Below are 15,581 nucleotides of genomic sequence, written 5' to 3'. Positions count from 1 at the left end.
TGGGTTCCGCTACAATTTCTTTCCGCGTTCCAGCAGTGACATGAGGTAGCCGCCGTATCCGCTCTTCATCAGGGGCTGGGCGCGCAGGCTAAGGTCGTCGTCCGAGAGGAAGCCTTGACGCCAGGCGATCTCTTCGGGGGCGCCGATCTTCAGTCCCTGGCGGTTTTCGACGGTTCTTACGAAGTTCGACGCGTCGTTCAGATCGCTAAACGTTCCGGTGTCCAACCATGCCGTACCCCGCGGGAGGACTTCCACATGAAGTTTTCCTTCGTCAAGGTACTGGCGGTTGACATCCGTTATCTCCAGCTCGCCCCTCGGCGAAGGCTTCAGGGATTTGGCTATTTCTACGACATCGTTGTCGTAGAAGTAAAGTCCAGGGACCGCGTAGTTACTCTTGGGCTTGGCGGGTTTCTCCTCGAGTGAGACAGCCCGTCCTTCTTCATTGAACTCCACCACGCCGTAGGCCTTCGGGTCCGCCACCCAGTAGCCGAATATTGCGCCACCGTCTAGGCCGCTGAAACGCTGGAGCTTGCTGCCCAGGCCTGCCCCGTAGAAGATGTTGTCTCCCAGTACGAGACATACATCGTCGGAGCCGATGTGATCTGCGCCAAGAATGAAGGCCTGGGCCAGCCCATCCGGTGACGGCTGTTCGACGTAGCTAAGGCTCACCCCGAAGCGGCTGCCGTCGCCAAGAAGCCTCTTAAAAGGGACTGCATCCTGAGGCGTCGTCACGATGAGAATATCGCGGATTCCCGCCAGGATCAGGGTCGACAGGGGGTAGTAGATCATCGGCTTGTCGAATACCGGTACCAACTGCTTGCTGATGCCCAAGGTAATAGGGTGCAGGCGCGAGCCTGTTCCGCCCGCCAGTATGATTCCACGCATGCCTGCCATCTTCCCCTGAGCCGGTCGCTTTGACCAAACCGGTAGTCTGGTCATATGCAGAAATTCCTTGTGACCGGCGGCGCCGGGTTCATTGGTTCCAACTTCGTTCACTATGTCGTGTCACACACTGACCACCATGTGACCGTCCTGGACAAGCTCACATACGCCGGAAATTTGGACTCCCTCAACGGCCTTCCGGCGGACCGCTTCCGGTTCGTGCAGGGGGATATCTGCGACGCCGCCGTGGTCGACGGGCTCGTGGCGGCGGCCGACGTTGTGGTCCATTACGCGGCGGAGTCGCACAATGACAATTCCCTGCATGACCCGCGCCCGTTCCTGGACACGAACATCATCGGCACGTACACGCTGATCGAGGCGGCGCGGAAGCACGGCAGGCGCTTCCACCACATCTCCACCGACGAGGTCTACGGTGACCTGGAGCTCGATGATCCGGAACGCTTCACCGAGAACACCCCGTACAACCCCTCCAGCCCGTATTCCTCCACCAAGGCCGGCTCGGACCTGCTGGTGAGGGCCTGGGTGCGGTCCTTCGGGCTGCAGGCGACCATCAGCAACTGCTCGAACAACTACGGCCCGTACCAGCACGTGGAGAAGTTCATCCCGCGCCAGATCACCAACGTGATCGACGGGATCCGGCCCAAGCTCTACGGCAAGGGCGAGAACGTCCGGGACTGGATCCACGCAAACGACCACTCCTCCGCGGTCCTGGCGATCATCGCCCGGGGCCGGATCGGTGAGACGTACCTGATCGGCGCCGACGGGGAAAAGAACAACAAGGACGTCGTCGAACTGATCCTCAAGCACATGGGCCAGGCACCGGACGCCTACGACCACGTCGTGGACCGGCCCGGCCATGACCTGCGCTACGCGATCGACTCCACCAAGCTCCGCACCGAGCTCGCCTGGGAGCCGCGGTTCTCCAACTTCGACGCCGGCATCGAGGACACCATTGCCTGGTACCGGGACAACGAGGACTGGTGGCGCCCGCAGAAAGCCGCGACGGAAGCCAAATACACGGAACAGGGCCAGTAGATTATGCCGATCGAGTTCTCGAAAAAGCTCACCGCGCACGACACCCCGATTCCCGGCGTCGTCCTCTACGACCTTCCGGTCCACGGCGACAACCGGGGCTGGTTCAAGGAGAACTGGCAGCGGGACAAGATGGTCGCCGCCGGCCTGCCGGACTTCCGGCCGGTGCAGAACAACATCTCCTTCAACGAAAAGGCCGGCACCACCCGCGGGATCCACGCCGAACCGTGGGACAAGTTCATTTCCGTCGCCACCGGCCGGATTTTCGGCGCGTGGGTGGACCTGCGCGAAGGCCCCACGTTCGGTGCCGTTTTCACCGCCGAACTCGACGCCAGCCAGGCCATCTTCATCCCCCGCGGGGTCGGCAACGGCTTCCAGACCCTCGAGGACTGCACCGCCTACACCTACCTGGTCAACGACCACTGGTCCGCCGACGCCCAGGGCCAGTACACCTTCCTGAACCTCGCCGACGAGACCGCCGCGATTCAATGGCCCATTCCCTTGGACCAGGCCGAACTCTCGGACAAGGACAAAAACCACCCCAGGCTCGCGGACGTGAACCCGATGCCACCGAAGAAAACCCTCGTCGTCGGCGCCGACGGCCAGCTCGGCAAAGCGCTGCGGAAACTCTACGACGGCGACCCTTCCGTCGAGTTCGCCGGCCGGGCAGAGTTCGACCTGGGCAGTGACGAGGCGTTTAGCGCCCGGAACTGGAAGAACTACTCCACCATCATCAACGCGGCTGCGTACACCGCCGTCGACGCCGCCGAGACCCCCGAAGGCCGCAGGACCGCCTGGGCGATCAACGTCACCGCCGTCGCCCGCCTGGCCCGGGCCGCCGTCGACCACGACCTGGTCCTCGTTCATGTTTCGTCGGACTACGTCTTTGACGGCACCCGCGAGGTCCACACCGAGGACGAACCATTCTCCCCGCTGGGCGTCTACGGCCAAACCAAGGCAGCCGGCGACGCCGTCGTTTCCGTCGTGCCCCGCCACTACATCGTGCGGACCAGCTGGGTGATCGGCGACGGCACCAACTTCGTCCGCACCATGGCCTCCCTGGCCCAACGCGGCATCGAACCAGCCGTCGTCAACGACCAGATCGGACGGCTCAGCTTCACCGGGGACATCGCCGCCGGCATCCGGCATCTGCTCGAAACGGGCGCTGGATACGGCACCTACAACCTGAGCAACGACGGCGAACCACAGTCCTGGACCGACATAGCCGGGGACGTCTACGAACTGTCCGGCAAGTCACGGGACGCAGTCACCGGTGTCAGCACTGAAGAGTACTTCAAAGGCAAGTCTCCGGCGCCCCGACCGTTGAACAGCGCACTCGAGCTCTCCAAGATTTCAGCCTCGGGCTTCCGGCCGAGTGACGGTCAGGTGGCGCTGGCAGCCTACGTCGAAGCAGCGAAGGCCTCCCGCCGTGGGTAGTTCCAATCTGTTGACGATTGCCACGTACGGCCGATCGGGGAGCAGCGCACGCGTACGAATCCACGACTGGCTTGGATATCTGGGTGTTTCCGCCGGGCACTTAAGCTACACGGGACAGGGCAACAACAGCATCTCCACGTTGCTGAAGAACCTGGACAAGGTTTTCGAAGCGGAGGTCTCACTGGCGCGACTGGCGTCGAAAGGTTTCGGCGGGACAGTTCTCATGAGCCGCGAAGCGTCGCCGCTGAGTAACGGCAGGCTGGAAGCCAAGATCCTCCGAGGCGCCGACCGGTCGATCTATGATTTCGACGACGCGATTTTCCATAGCGCGGCACCGTTCCCTTATAGTCTCTGGCCCAAGGACAAGCTGTGGCTGCGGTCGGTTCAGTCTGCCTCGCACATCATCGCCGGAAACGAGTACCTGGCCGAGGAAGCTTCGAAGCACGCGGAAAACGTGACTCTCATTCCCAGCTGCGTGGATCTGGCCGCGTACGCCCGCAAGACTTCGTTCGATCTGCGCCCTGTCCCCACCCTGGTCTGGCTTGGATCCCCAGCCACCGAACCATACCTGGCGGGCATTGCCGACGCGCTCCTGCGCGTCAACGCCGAGACTCCGATCCGGCTGACCGTTATTAGCGCCGGCCAGCGCAGCCTGGGCGCTCTCGATGAAATCGTGGACCGCGTGGACTGGCGCGAGGACAACTTTGGTCAGCTCCTCAAGGAAGCCGATCTCGGAATCATGCCATTGCCGAATGACGAATTCGCTCGCGGAAAGTGCGCTTACAAGCTCCTCCAGTACGGCGCTGCCGGTCTCCCCGTCATGGGCAGCCCGGTGGGGGCCAACGAGCAAGTACTGAAGAAAATGGAAGGGTTTGCCGCATCCGGAACTGCAGCCTGGGTTGCGGGCCTGAGTGATTTCCTGGCATCAACGGCGTCCGAGCGCCGGGCGAGGGGCGAGACTGGCTACAAGGCGATTGCGGAAGGATTCAGCTTCGGGGCATGGACGGATACGTGGCAAAGAGTTGTTGGGGTAAGTGCGACCGCGCAGTAAGCTTCGCCCGTCCCGACCTGCCTCAGTGGACTGGAGCCTCGGACCGCTGGACTTGGTTCTGATATTGGACAAGGAGCAACCAGCCAGCGGACGAGACCGCGCTTGCCGCGACGAAGCCCCAGATGGCACCGGAAAGTCCGCCCAGGAGCAGGCCAAGCATCGGACCGGCAATCGCGCCGACAGTTTGGACGACACGTCCGGCGAATAGTTCACGGCGGGGCAGGTGGTTCCGGGAAGCGATGTAGTAGAAGTGGCCCAGGAAATTCATGGCCACGAAGATTGCGCAGGCAACCGCGAACTCGCTAAGGGAACCAAGCGTCGTAGAAGCCAGCCCGGTTTGAGGGACGATGGCGGCCAACACCACGTAACATCCGGCCGCCATCATTCCCGCGACTCCCATGACGGCGAAGAGGTACCGGCGTCCCGCCAGCACGGGAAGTGTGAGTTGGGCCAGTGTCGGCCGCAGTGGATCAAGGACCAGCTGGACCGGCGTGGCAACACTGGAGATTCCCCGGTAAATGCCGAAGTTCTTAGCACCAAGCAAGGGTGCCAGGACTGCAGGTACCGCATTCGCACCAAGATCCATCAGGAGTGAATCACCCAGCAGCGTGTTGACGACCGTCTTGCGGGCTCGATACCAGGTCACCAGACCGGAACCGGGTGCTGCCTTGGCCGGAAGGAAGAAGAGTGCGCCGGCCAGGCTGGAGGTGGCCCATGCCAATGTGACCGTGAAGAGGTCATCACCAATGGGAAAAATGCGGAAGACGATGAACGTCGCGGCAAAGACAGCGATCGTTGATGAGTCCGAGCCTACCGGCAATCTGCGATGGCCCATCGCCGAGTAGTAGAACCGCCCGCCAAGCCGATAGAGATTGAGCGCCACTGACACAACCAGGAGCAGGGCGATACTCACATCATGGAACACTGCAACTGTCGCTGCACCGGCCGCGACACCTGCAAGCAATGACAGCTGCATCACGGGCGGCCAATAGCTCCTCCAGGCGGACGGCAAACCTGCAACCCCTCTGGTCCTGGCCCAGGAATCACAAATGATCGACAGCTGAAGGGACCAGCCGAAGGCAAACACCAGATATCCGAAGGAAAATGTGCCGTATCCTTCCGGTGGCAGGATGACGAGAGCGGATATTGGAACCAAAGCAGCGGCTAGGGCGCCGACCATCGAGACCAGGAGAAGCTGAATGCGGGTCATCGGACCAGCGACGACAGTAACGCTGCGTATTCGCGGCTCCGTGCTGACCAGTCGAAGCTTTCCACAAGTTCTGCTGAGGCCGGGGTCCAGCCGACATCCAGGAACGAGCGCGTGGCCGCCACCCAGGCTTCTGGCTTGTCCTCAGCGACGATCTTGACGTTCGCCCCGATCTCCGCAAGGTACTCGGCTGCGTTGACGGGGGTGCTCACAACCGCACCCTCGGCCGCGATTGCCTCGAGCAACGTTGTCTGGAAGCCCTCGGACAGGGTGGTGGGGTTAAGGAGGATCCCCCCGTGCAAATAGCCCGCGATCGTGGCAGAGTCCAGAAATCCATGGACGGTGATTCGTCCTGACGCAGGGGAGCCCTTCACCCGGCGGCGCAGCCTACCCATATCGGGCCCGTCGCCGATGAGGTGCAGGTGAACATCCCGGCCTTCGCCGTGAAGGCATTCGGCGGTTTCGATCGCCCGCTCCCAACCCTTGCCCGGGACGATCCTGCCGAGGAAGACGAGATGTCCACTGTGGCCGGACAATGACGATCCGGCGAACCGCTCCGTGTTGATGGCGTTCAGGAACAACGTACTGTCCTTGCCGCCCAGCTTCCTGACGAAAGCCTGCACGGAAGCGGAAATTGCCAGCACCGCGCTGGAACTCCGGAGCACATAGCGTCCGAGGGTGTAGTCGACGGCGCGGCTTGCCAAACCGACGAAAGGGGAGACGCCCGACACAAAGTCAGAGCCGTGCTCCGTGTGGACCACCGGGACCTTCAATGCACGGGCCACGCGTATCCCGACGAAGGACATCGGAAAGAACCTTGTGTGGGTCGAGACGTGGGTGACGCCTTCGGCGCGCAACAACTTCACAAGCTTCCGTTTGGTGCCGGGATAGGGCCACGACATCACACCAGCGAGGGTGGGGCTTGCCGGCAGCCTGAGGACCGTGACCTGGTTGACTTCGGTCCCCACATGATCAGGGTCCAAGGTGACGACCGTTGTCCTGATGCCGAGGTCACTTACTGACTTCGCAAGCGCAGCGACGTGCTGTTCAAGGCCGCCGACTTTTGGTGGGTAGTTATTGACGATGAAGGCGACGTGCGACTTGTCCTCGCCGGGCGAGCGGTCGTAGGGCATGGATCCTCCTCATCCGGCCGGCAAGCCAGATTGGTTGAACTGTGATCGAACACCGGGCGTCGTTGAACGCAGGGAGCGCTGAAGGCAGCGGCCGGGCTAGTTCTGCGAGGTGTTGGCGGCGGACCGCTCTACGGCCAGGTCTTCGTCTGGCTGTGCGGACTTCAGTTCGTCGACCATGACCCGGATGATGGCTACTTCCTCTGCCAGCGCCCGAGCCTCGTCTTCTACCGTCGAGAGTTCCCAGGCCAGGTGCAGGGTGATGCCGACCAGCAGCAGGAGGGCAACCGCAAATATGAGATTCGACGGGACCTGCACCCCTAGGAGCTGGCTGGCCCAGAGCAGGATCTGGGGGAAACCCGAGAGGACCATGGTCACCAGGGACAGGAACAGCCAGAGGATTGCGTACTTTTCACGCAGATGCCCGCGGCGCAAGAGCATGATGACCAGGGACAGAGTCAGCAACGCGATGACGAAAGTGACGATATTACCAAACACGTTCTTAGCCTTCCAGCTTCGTCAGCACGGAGCGTTTCCGCGTCAGAGCCAGAAGGAGTGCGAGCCCGGAGCGGGCCAGGTATATCCCCGATTTGAAGGGATTATTGCTGGGCACTCCGCCCTGGCGGACACGCATTTCAACCGGAACCTGTGTGACCCGGCACCCGGACCGAATGGCCACGACCAAGGAGTCAACAGTGTCCCCGAGGTATTCGGCAGGGTAGTGGTCAAGGTACTGACGTATGGCCCGCTGATTGGCAGCCCGGAATCCGGACGTGACGTCGGTAAGACGTACCTTGGCAAGTCTTGAGATGACGAAAGCGAGAAACTGCATAGCCCATTTTCTGGGGCCGGTCACCTTGTAGGACCCACGCTCGGCGAACCGTGCGCCAATACAAATGTCCGCTGCATCGAGTCCGTCCAACACCTTGGCAATATCGCGGGGATCGTGTTGGCCATCCGAATCGACTTGGATCGCCGCGCGGTAACCCAGGCGGTCGGCATACCTGAAACCGGCGCGCATCGCGCCGCCCACGCCAAGATTGAAAGGCAGCGACAGCACGCGCGCGCCGGCCTGCATTGCAACCGCTCGGGTCGAATCCGTGGATCCGTCGTCGACGACCAGGAGGTCGCAATCCGGTGCGTACTTCATGACTTCTCGGATGGTGTCTGGGACAGCTATCTCTTCATTCCAAGCAGGCATGATGATAAGGGCCCGTGCGTTAGTAATTGACATCGTCCTCATCATATCAATGTTGGAGCCGATGAATTTTCGGGTGTGCTTGATCAACTTGACGCCGGCAGATTCAGCCGAGGAGTGTGCCCCCCGTAAAGCGCTGGGTGCAGAAGGTTGAGCAGACGGCATCGGCTATTGCGTATCCGTAGATTCCGCCTTGGCCGCCGGCTGTCCAGTAGGCGGTGCGGATGGTGCCGGTTACGGTGCGTGTTCCGTTTTGGGGTGTGATGTAGATGGTGCCGCCCTGGAAGTCTTGTTGGCAGCCGCCTCCAACGAGGCCACAGCGTTGGTCTGTTGTGGCGTAGCCCAGGGCGCTTCCTTGGCCGCCGGTGGTCCAGTAGGCGGTGCGGATGGTGCCGGTTACGGTGCGTGTTCCGTTTTGGGGTGTGATGTAGATGGTGCCGCCCTGGAAGTCTTGTTGGCAGCCGCCCCCAACGAGGCCACAGGTGAAGTTCGACACCGGGAGTCCGAGTGTGCCGGCCGTCGCACCATCCGCTGTCCACCGCTCGGCAATGCCGCCTGACACCGCGATATTGGCGCCGGAACTAGTAGTGACAATGAACCCGGTTTCGAACCTCTGCAGGCAGGAACCTTGGCTGAGTCCGCATGTCCTGTCCCCAACGGGATAGCCCAAGGCGCCGTCGTGTCCCCCGAAAGACCAGTAGGCTCCGCGCGTCACGGCAGGTACGGAGTGCGTTCCGGTTCTCGCCGCGGAGTAGAAGCTTCCGCCCTCAAAGTCCTGGAGGCAGCCGGAGTCCCGCAACCCGCATACTTGGTCCGACGCTGGATATCCGAAAACCCCGGTTTCATTGCTGGCGGCCGCCCAGGCTTCCCGGATAGTGCCGACAACTGCATGCTCTCCTGTAGCTGGGGATGTGTATATGTTCGCATTCTTGAACTGCTGGACACAGCCCGATCGGACTAATCCACAAATCTGTGTGACCGCCGGATATCCAAGTACGCCGCCCTGACCGAGCAAGGACCAATACTTTGCCCTGATCGGATTGACTACGGCGACCGTTGGCCCCGACGGAACTATGTAATAAGACCCTTTCTGAAAGTCTTGGACACAGCCGCCCCCTACCATTCCACAGACCTGCGGAGATACCGGGTAGCCGAGAGGTCCGAGTTCGGCGCCCGTAGCGTTCCATTGCGTTCGGATAGGGTCGGCCACGACTCGGATCTGCCCGTCGAAAGTCCGGTATATGGAACCGATCCCGTGGTGCCGCACACACGCATCTTGGCTCAGCCCACAATGGATGGCTGTGGTCGGGGCATCCAGGCCATAGTAGGTCGCAACATCATTGAATTGCTGCAATAGTCCCTGCGGATAGCGGCCAAGTGCAAAAGCCCTCAAGTCTGCGTCGCTGCCGTTCCAGACGTTGGAGTCTCCATCGAATGGCCCTGTGCTGCTGTATTGCCAGATGCTGTATGTATCCCAGCTGGCGGGAATCGGTCCCGCGTCGTTGGTAGGAGAGCCTGGATAGGCCGCGACCCAAAGGGGATAGTCTCCAAAGCCGGGGGCGTCCGCAGTGCATTGCTTCCACCAGGAAGTGTTCGTGTAGATCACCGGGAGCCGGCCAGTTTGCTGCAGCATCGTGGTACCGAAGTCTCGTACCCAGTCGGTCAGCTGGCTCGGGGACATCCCGTAGCAGGTGTTCCCGAAATAGAAACCTTCGATGGTGCGGCCGGCGTAGGGGTTGAATTCGAAGTCGAGCACCGGGGGGAGTGTCGATCCGTCGGGGCTCCAACCGCCGCCATTTTGCACGAAGTATCGCGCCTGATCTGCGCCAGATGACCAGTTCGGAATGGCGAAGTGGTAGGCCCCCCGGATCATTCCGACCCCGCGCGAGCCTGCATATTGGGACCCGAAAGAAGCGTTCGTGAAGTAGTTGCCTTCAGTGGCTTTGACGTAGGCGAACCTGGAGCCCTTGTTCCACTGTTGCTGCCAATCAACGAGGGGCTGGTGTCCGCTGACGTCAAGGCCCTGGACCCCGAACGTCGGGGTCCACGTTCCCTCTGTTGACAGGGACTCCTGGACTGCCGAGCCGCTCTTCGCGCCACCGGAGGATATCGTGACGCGAGTGGAACGCTGGCCCATTTCGGCGCCTCCGCTGCCGACTGCCAATGCCATCGCTGCCGAGCGGGCACGTTCCGCGTCTGTCGTGGAACCCTCGGTCTTCACCAGAGGTGTCGGGGTCTGCTGAGTCACGCTTGGAGCGGGCGCCGACGACGGGACTGTGGTCGTGGAAGTTATCGCCGGGGCCGGCGTTGTAGGATTCGTCGTCGGTGCCGGCGTCGCTGAGGACGTTGGCGAGGGCTCTACGGCGGCGGATGGCGATGCTAATCCAGGGCCGGCCAGCAGCGAGAGAAGCAGCACAAGCGTCCCAGTGCGGCCGAGGTAGGGGCTGGGGGAAAGTTGGGTCCGCTGCATTCTCTGCTCCGAAACGATGATGCGCTTCGCGAGCGCTGACTTGACGCGCTCACCATAGCATCGCAGTAATGTTGTAACCAGTGTTACTGGTGATGCGGATGTGACCAAGGGGGCCCACGATCCCTATTCCGGATTCGTTGTGGGTGTTTCAGCGGTGTGCCGGCGCCATCAGAGGCGTGAGTCGCATCAGTCGCGGTCGCGGCGTTTTCACAGCACCGCGGTAGCTCCTAAGCTGGAGGGTATGAAGGTATTGGTCACCGGCGGGGCCGGGTACATCGGATCGCACACAACACTCTGTCTACTTGAGGAGGGACATGATGTCGTCGTGCTGGACAACTTGATGAACTCAGACCGGGAGTCGCTGCGCCGCGTGGAGAAGCTCACGGGCCGGCCGGTGAGATTTCTTGAGGTCGATCTTCTGGACGCCGCCGCCGTCGACAGTGTCTTCGACGGGGGAGGCTTCGACGCTGTCATCCACTTTGCGGGGCTGAAGGCGGTGGGTGAATCCGTGGCGAAGCCGCTGATGTACTACCAGAATAATGTTGTGGGGACGTTGAATTTGCTTCACAGCATGGACGCGGCAGGCGTCCGGACGCTTGTTTTCAGTTCCTCCGCCACGGTATACGGGACCTCGGAGAGTGTCCCGCTTGTCGAGAAGTCCCCGCTCGATGCCAGTAATCCATACGGACGGACAAAGGAACAGATCGAGGACATCCTCTCCGATTTGGGTGCCGCCGATCCCCGGTGGAGCATCGCGTTGCTCCGCTATTTCAACCCGGTCGGGGCACATGAATCAGGTTTGATCGGTGAAGCCCCTCAGGGTGTTCCCAATAATCTCCTGCCGTTTGTGGCCCAGGTCGCCGTTGGGCGCCGCGAGAAGGTCATGGTTTTCGGCAACGACTATCCGACGGCGGACGGTACCGGGGTGCGCGACTACATCCATGTAATGGACCTTGCCTCCGGCCACCTTGCCGCGCTGGAATATCTGAAAGGCAAGGCCGGAGTGTTCCGCTGGAATCTCGGAACCGGTCGAGGCTCCTCGGTGCTTGAAGTGATCGAGGAATTCGGCCGCGCAGCAGGCCATGCTGTGCCATATGAGTTTGCGCCAAGGCGGCCTGGCGATGCGGCCGTAAGTTACGCTGACCCCTCGGCGGCCCTGGCCGACTTGGGTTGGTCTGCCCGCCGGGATTTAGCCCAAATGTGCGAAGACCACTGGCGCTGGCAGAGCAGCAACCCTGATGGCTACTCCGTGGCGGGCTGATTCGCCGCTTCAATTACCGCGCGGATTTCGTTTTGCAGAGCCACCCCCGGCCGTAGGAATCGGCCGCGGACGCCAGCACCGCGCCGTCCATGTCCCATTGGTAGACTTGTCACGGTCCAAGGGAGTCCGTGAAGTGGCGCGCTCGGTGAACGCTCCCTGACCGGTCTAACCCCGATCCTAGGTATCTGATGACTTCTCCCGCTGCGACCCCCCGCAGGCATAGACTGCGATCCCTCGACGGGTGTAGGGGAATAGCTGCTCTGATTGTGCTGATTCATCATTCTGCACTGACAGTCCCGGAGTTCGCCAATCTCTATCTGGGGAACCTAGTCCTGCCGAAAGAGGGGAGTCTGCTCTGGTGGCTGAATGGCACACCCTTGAAGGTTTTCACAGCTGGCGGCGAGGCAGTTCTTCTCTTCTTCGTTCTGAGCGGACTGGTGGTTTCCCTCCCTGTTCTCCGGGCCAGGCAGTTCGACTGGGTTGCCTACTTCTTCACGCGAACCATCCGGCTTTGGGTGCCAGTCGCGGCCTCATTGGTGCTGGCCGCAATCTGCCTCTCGATAGCCGTACCAGACGCAAATGTCGCAGTAAGCAAGTGGGTCACGCTCTCCAACGTGCCAGTCCCCGAGTGGCAGGAAGTCGTCCGGGGGTTCGACGCGGTGCGCGGGCCGACCCGGATTAACAACCCGCTATGGTCGCTCCAGTGGGAGTTTCTATTCTCTCTCTTGCTGCCAGTCTTCGTGGGCATCGCAGTTGTGTTGAGACGCTGGGCGGCAGCGACCATCACCCTCTGCACAGGTCTCGCTGCCGTTGGATACCTCCACCAGATTGAGTACCTGGTTTACTTTTCCGCGTTTCTGGCAGGTGCGCTGATCGCGTTTACTGTGATTGATCGACCACGGAAAGCCGCCAAGGCCGGCACGTCTTTCCGTGGCCAACTAATTTGGTTTGCCGTCTTCGTCGCCGGGATCCTGCTCATGTGCGCGTATTGGATGTTGTTCGTGGGATCCGTGTCGGACCACCCGACATTGGCGTTCGCCAAGTCACTGAGCATTCCCGGAGCGGTGCTTATCGTGCTTTCAGCCGTGTTCTCGCGGCCCGTTTGCCGGCTTCTCGAACTCCCCCCGGTACAGTGGCTCGGCAGGATCTCCTTCAGCCTCTACCTCGTCCATGTGCCGATTCTGGTCCTTTTCAGTCGAATGCTGGGCTCGGATCACTGGATGCGGGCTCTGCTCTTTGCCGTACCGACAACCTTTGTCGTTGCCTGGCTGTTTTCCCGGATCATCGAAGTGCCCTCTCACCGCCTTGCCAAATGGACGGGAAGTCTTATGAGCGGGAAGGTGTCCGAGGTCATCACCCGTCCTCCGGCACGCAAGAGTGAACCGCTGGAATCCGGCCTTGAGCCCGTAATCAATGACGCACGGCATCCCTTGGGACAGTCGGGCGATTGACTCGAACGGAGCACTAAGATCGTTCGTGGCGAGTGAACCCTAATTCATCAAAAAATCGTCCCGATTATCGCAATGTTTTGCACAAGCAGTGACTGCACCCTTGCCCTGCCAGGCGGCCTCCCCTAGCTTTAACCCAATTGCAGCGCCCAGGGGACAGGGCAAGCAGTCATATTGGGGGCCATTGTGGAGGCTGTACGCATCGTCGAGGACGAAGTCCGCGAGTTGATTCGCCGGCGCGGCCTCGATCCCCTAAGACAGGCCGGTGAAGTCCGGCGCCTTGTCGAGGCCGCGGTCACGGACTACGACGAGCGCGCCTTGCTGGCTCCCCTCCCGCCGATCGGTCCGCTGGAGTCCGCCCGGAGGTTCGTCTTCGACGCCGTGGCCGGGTTCGGCGCCCTCCAGCCCCTGCTCGACGACCCCGCCGTCGAGGAAATTTGGCTCAACGCGCCGAACGAAATCTATGTGGCACGCAACGGCGAATCCGAACTGACCTCGGTCTCGCTCACGGACCAGCAAGTCCGCGACCTCGTGGAGCGGATGCTGAAAAGTTCCGGCCGCCGCCTGGATATGTCTTCCCCCTTCGTGGATGCCGCACTGCCCGACGTTATCTAGCCCCATGATCGGAGTGCCAACCACTGACAACCCTTATCCTTCGATTGATGTGCCTGACGGCAACGACTTGCCCTTGTCAGTCACGCTGCGGCTGCCCGTCAAGGGGCCTTGCACATGCGGCCGGACCGGCTGGTGGCCGGGGAAGTCAGGGAGGTCAAGAGCTTGGACATGTTCATTGCTTCCGGTTGGACGACACGTGAGCATCGCCACCGCCCGGCCGGGGTGGGCCCGCTTAGGCCAGACCCAATGCGTGAAAGAATGAATGCATGTGGACAGATGGAAACGGGATCATGGGTGTTGGCTACGAGGGCATGGACTCCGAGGCTTTCGTCCAAGGACTCGTCGCCTGGAAGGTGGAGACGCTAGTTGATGTGAGGCTTCACCCGCTGTCTCGTAAGAAAGGCTTTTCGAAGCGATCCTTGTCGGAGCTGCTCACGGCATCGGACATCAAGTACTTACACCTGCCGGCCTTGGGCAATCCCAAAGACAACAGAGAGGGATTCGCCCGGCCGGGAACGGCCGAGGGCGATGCTGCTCACTCAAAGTACAAGGATCTGCTACAGGGCGCAGACGCACAGAGCGCCCTTGAGCGAGTCACGGAAATCGCGCGTCTACAGAGGGTTGCCGTGCTGTGCTTCGAGGCCTCAGAACGCGGTTGCCACAGACAATTCGTGTTGGAAGAAGTTAAGTCGCGGATGTCTGACCTGGCAACGGTTTAGAACAGCACACTCTCAGGTCGAGAGTTTCTAGGCGGCCAAAAGACGCCGATCACCATAAAGCTGCCGGGATTCTGATGCTGATTTCCGATGAAAAAGTGAACATCCCTTTCGCTCGAGCACATCTCGTCATAGAACTTTATTTTTAGCTGTTCCCTGACGGTCCCAGCCTTTCCGTCGCGCCATCTCAGCCCCGCCACTCCAACTTCCCAATCGATTAGTGATTGGGAATGTCCGTTGCAAGCTCGGAACTCGCATCGGTAGTCGTACTGGACCCGGAATGGTGCGGCCCGGAGCACTTGCTTCTCGTTTTGGAAAAGGTCGGGCATGGCGGCAGCCTCGGCGGCGGCCGCTGTAGCTGGATCAAAGTCCGGGTTGGGGGTGACAGTCACGCCCGATACATCTGCCGGCTTAATGAGCGCTAAGGATGTGGAGTTCTGCCCAATTTTGGCGGCTCGTTCACGAATCTCGCAAGTCGTATATTGGCCCGCTAGATCGCTGACAAGGTTCCATCGTTCGCGCCAACCTTTGGCAGTGTCAATTATCGGGCCCAGTTCTAAGGAACCCAGATCGGGATGCCAGGTCTCAGGGCGTCTGTCGGTAATCCCCTTCTTTACACGAAGCTTGACGCGTTGGTATTTCTTGAATTGAGCTCCCGGCGCCAAGTCTCGAAATCCGACAGGAAAGAGCCGGACGAGCTCCATTGCTGCACCGTCGGTCCTGACTCCGGCAACACAAACCGACTCACCGTATTTGTTGCTTATAGCGGGATAAGCTTTGACCGTTACGACCATTTCAATCGTTTGCCAGGCGCTCAGGTTTCCCTCAGATCTCATTCGCTGTCCCCTCAGCTTGGTGTTATCTGCTAGCTCGTGCTGAACGTTTGCCGGGTCACAGGTCGGCGGGTGGTGGCAGGAGTTTATGCGTGCTAACAACTGCGCGTGCCGACCCCGGCGGCAAGCCCAGCATGGGCTGGTCTGCGAGTTCGAGATTCAGAGCGAGTGAATACTGGCTTCCAAGGGAGCCACCTGTCGTGCGCTTCAGAGCCACCTGCCCAGATCACGGATCGTGTCGTTCAGAGCCACGATTGGCGTGGTTGAGAGCCACCTGAAA

13 protein-coding genes and 1 pseudogene are annotated in these 15,581 nt (G+C 61.0%); 7 read left to right on the top strand and 7 right to left on the bottom strand.

Annotation, left to right across the window (positions count from 1 at the left end; genetic code table 11):
• Window positions 1-9 precede the first annotated feature (9 nt).
• Complete coding sequence (gene rfbA, locus ACZY0Y_RS14750; protein ID WP_463958801.1) at window positions 10-885, bottom strand: glucose-1-phosphate thymidylyltransferase RfbA; 876 nt, start codon at window positions 883-885, stop codon at window positions 10-12.
• A gap of 54 nt (window positions 886-939) precedes the next feature.
• Here rfbA and rfbB point away from each other — a divergent pair, with 54 nt between their 5' ends.
• The 3 genes from rfbB (at window position 940) to ACZY0Y_RS14735 (ending at window position 4,423) form a co-directional block, all read left to right on the top strand.
• Entirely contained in the window at window positions 940-1,938 is a 999-nt protein-coding gene (gene rfbB, locus ACZY0Y_RS14745) for a dTDP-glucose 4,6-dehydratase (RefSeq protein ID WP_463958799.1), read from the top strand.
• Between the two features lie 3 nt (window positions 1,939-1,941).
• Window positions 1,942-3,372, top strand: coding sequence for a sugar nucleotide-binding protein (locus ACZY0Y_RS14740; RefSeq protein WP_463958797.1), 1,431 nt, complete (start codon window positions 1,942-1,944; stop codon window positions 3,370-3,372).
• Between the two features lie 139 nt (window positions 3,373-3,511).
• Window positions 3,512-4,423, top strand: coding sequence for a glycosyltransferase (locus ACZY0Y_RS14735; protein WP_463958795.1), 912 nt, complete (start codon window positions 3,512-3,514; stop codon window positions 4,421-4,423).
• A gap of 22 nt (window positions 4,424-4,445) precedes the next feature.
• On the opposite strand, the gene ACZY0Y_RS14730 is transcribed toward ACZY0Y_RS14735, so the two are convergent.
• From ACZY0Y_RS14730 to ACZY0Y_RS14710, 5 genes are all read right to left on the bottom strand, one after another.
• A complete protein-coding gene (locus ACZY0Y_RS14730) occupies window positions 4,446-5,633 on the bottom strand; it encodes a hypothetical protein (RefSeq protein WP_463958794.1) in 1,188 nt (395 codons plus the stop codon).
• A complete protein-coding gene (locus ACZY0Y_RS14725; RefSeq protein WP_463958792.1) occupies window positions 5,630-6,763 on the bottom strand; it encodes a glycosyltransferase family 4 protein in 1,134 nt (377 codons plus the stop codon). The genes ACZY0Y_RS14730 and ACZY0Y_RS14725 overlap by 4 nt, the downstream gene beginning before the upstream one ends.
• A 96-nt stretch (window positions 6,764-6,859) precedes the next feature.
• On the bottom strand, window positions 6,860-7,258 hold the full coding sequence (locus ACZY0Y_RS14720) for a DUF2304 domain-containing protein (RefSeq protein WP_463958790.1): 399 nt from the start codon (window positions 7,256-7,258) through the stop codon (window positions 6,860-6,862).
• A 4-nt stretch (window positions 7,259-7,262) separates the two neighbouring features.
• A complete protein-coding gene (locus ACZY0Y_RS14715; RefSeq protein WP_463958826.1) occupies window positions 7,263-8,003 on the bottom strand; it encodes a glycosyltransferase family 2 protein in 741 nt (246 codons plus the stop codon).
• A 61-nt stretch (window positions 8,004-8,064) separates the two neighbouring features.
• Window positions 8,065-10,206, bottom strand: coding sequence for a GH25 family lysozyme (locus ACZY0Y_RS14710; RefSeq protein WP_463958788.1), 2,142 nt, complete (start codon window positions 10,204-10,206; stop codon window positions 8,065-8,067).
• A 463-nt stretch (window positions 10,207-10,669) separates the two neighbouring features.
• On the opposite strand from ACZY0Y_RS14710, the gene galE reads away from it, so the two are divergent.
• The 4 genes and pseudogenes from galE to ACZY0Y_RS14690 all read left to right on the top strand — a co-directional run bounded on the left by galE (window position 10,670) and on the right by ACZY0Y_RS14690 (window position 14,471).
• On the top strand, window positions 10,670-11,689 hold the full coding sequence (galE, locus tag ACZY0Y_RS14705) for a UDP-glucose 4-epimerase GalE (protein ID WP_463958787.1): 1,020 nt from the start codon (window positions 10,670-10,672) through the stop codon (window positions 11,687-11,689).
• A 188-nt stretch (window positions 11,690-11,877) separates the two neighbouring features.
• Complete coding sequence (locus ACZY0Y_RS14700) at window positions 11,878-13,140, top strand: acyltransferase family protein (protein ID WP_463958785.1); 1,263 nt, start codon at window positions 11,878-11,880, stop codon at window positions 13,138-13,140.
• Between the two features lie 183 nt (window positions 13,141-13,323).
• Window positions 13,324-13,743 (top strand): annotated as a pseudogene (locus ACZY0Y_RS14695) (CpaF family protein); the annotation flags it as partial.
• A gap of 275 nt (window positions 13,744-14,018) precedes the next feature.
• Window positions 14,019-14,471, top strand: coding sequence for a DUF488 domain-containing protein (locus ACZY0Y_RS14690; RefSeq protein WP_463958783.1), 453 nt, complete (start codon window positions 14,019-14,021; stop codon window positions 14,469-14,471).
• Here ACZY0Y_RS14690 and ACZY0Y_RS14685 read toward each other — a convergent pair.
• Window positions 14,468-15,304, bottom strand: a complete 837-nt coding sequence (locus ACZY0Y_RS14685; protein ID WP_463958781.1) for a DUF8757 domain-containing protein — start codon at window positions 15,302-15,304, stop codon at window positions 14,468-14,470. The genes ACZY0Y_RS14690 and ACZY0Y_RS14685 overlap by 4 nt on opposite strands.
• Window positions 15,305-15,581: the final 277 nt, after the last annotated feature.

The organism is Pseudarthrobacter kochi (genome assembly GCF_055412805.1).
The sequence above is the reverse complement of the archived record's forward strand: the minus strand, read 5'-3'. Positions and strand labels throughout refer to the sequence as shown.

What these genes read in the sequence shown, in the direction of transcription:
- rfbB (WP_463958799.1), top strand. Translation starts at nt 940, where the DNA reads ATGCAGAAATTCCTTGTGACCGGCGGCGCCGGGTTCATTGGTTCCAAC.
- ACZY0Y_RS14730 (WP_463958794.1), bottom strand. Translation starts at nt 5,633, where the DNA reads ATGACCCGCATTCAGCTTCTCCTGGTCTCGATGGTCGGCGCCCTAGCC.
- ACZY0Y_RS14715 (WP_463958826.1), bottom strand. Translation starts at nt 8,003, where the DNA reads ATGAGGACGATGTCAATTACTAACGCACGGGCCCTTATCATCATGCCT.
- ACZY0Y_RS14690 (WP_463958783.1), top strand. Translation starts at nt 14,019, where the DNA reads ATGTGGACAGATGGAAACGGGATCATGGGTGTTGGCTACGAGGGCATG.
- ACZY0Y_RS14740 (WP_463958797.1), top strand. Translation starts at nt 1,942, where the DNA reads ATGCCGATCGAGTTCTCGAAAAAGCTCACCGCGCACGACACCCCGATT.
- ACZY0Y_RS14725 (WP_463958792.1), bottom strand. Translation starts at nt 6,763, where the DNA reads ATGCCCTACGACCGCTCGCCCGGCGAGGACAAGTCGCACGTCGCCTTC.
- galE (WP_463958787.1), top strand. Translation starts at nt 10,670, where the DNA reads ATGAAGGTATTGGTCACCGGCGGGGCCGGGTACATCGGATCGCACACA.
- ACZY0Y_RS14700 (WP_463958785.1), top strand. Translation starts at nt 11,878, where the DNA reads ATGACTTCTCCCGCTGCGACCCCCCGCAGGCATAGACTGCGATCCCTC.
- rfbA (WP_463958801.1), bottom strand. Translation starts at nt 885, where the DNA reads ATGCGTGGAATCATACTGGCGGGCGGAACAGGCTCGCGCCTGCACCCT.
- ACZY0Y_RS14685 (WP_463958781.1), bottom strand. Translation starts at nt 15,304, where the DNA reads ATGAGATCTGAGGGAAACCTGAGCGCCTGGCAAACGATTGAAATGGTC.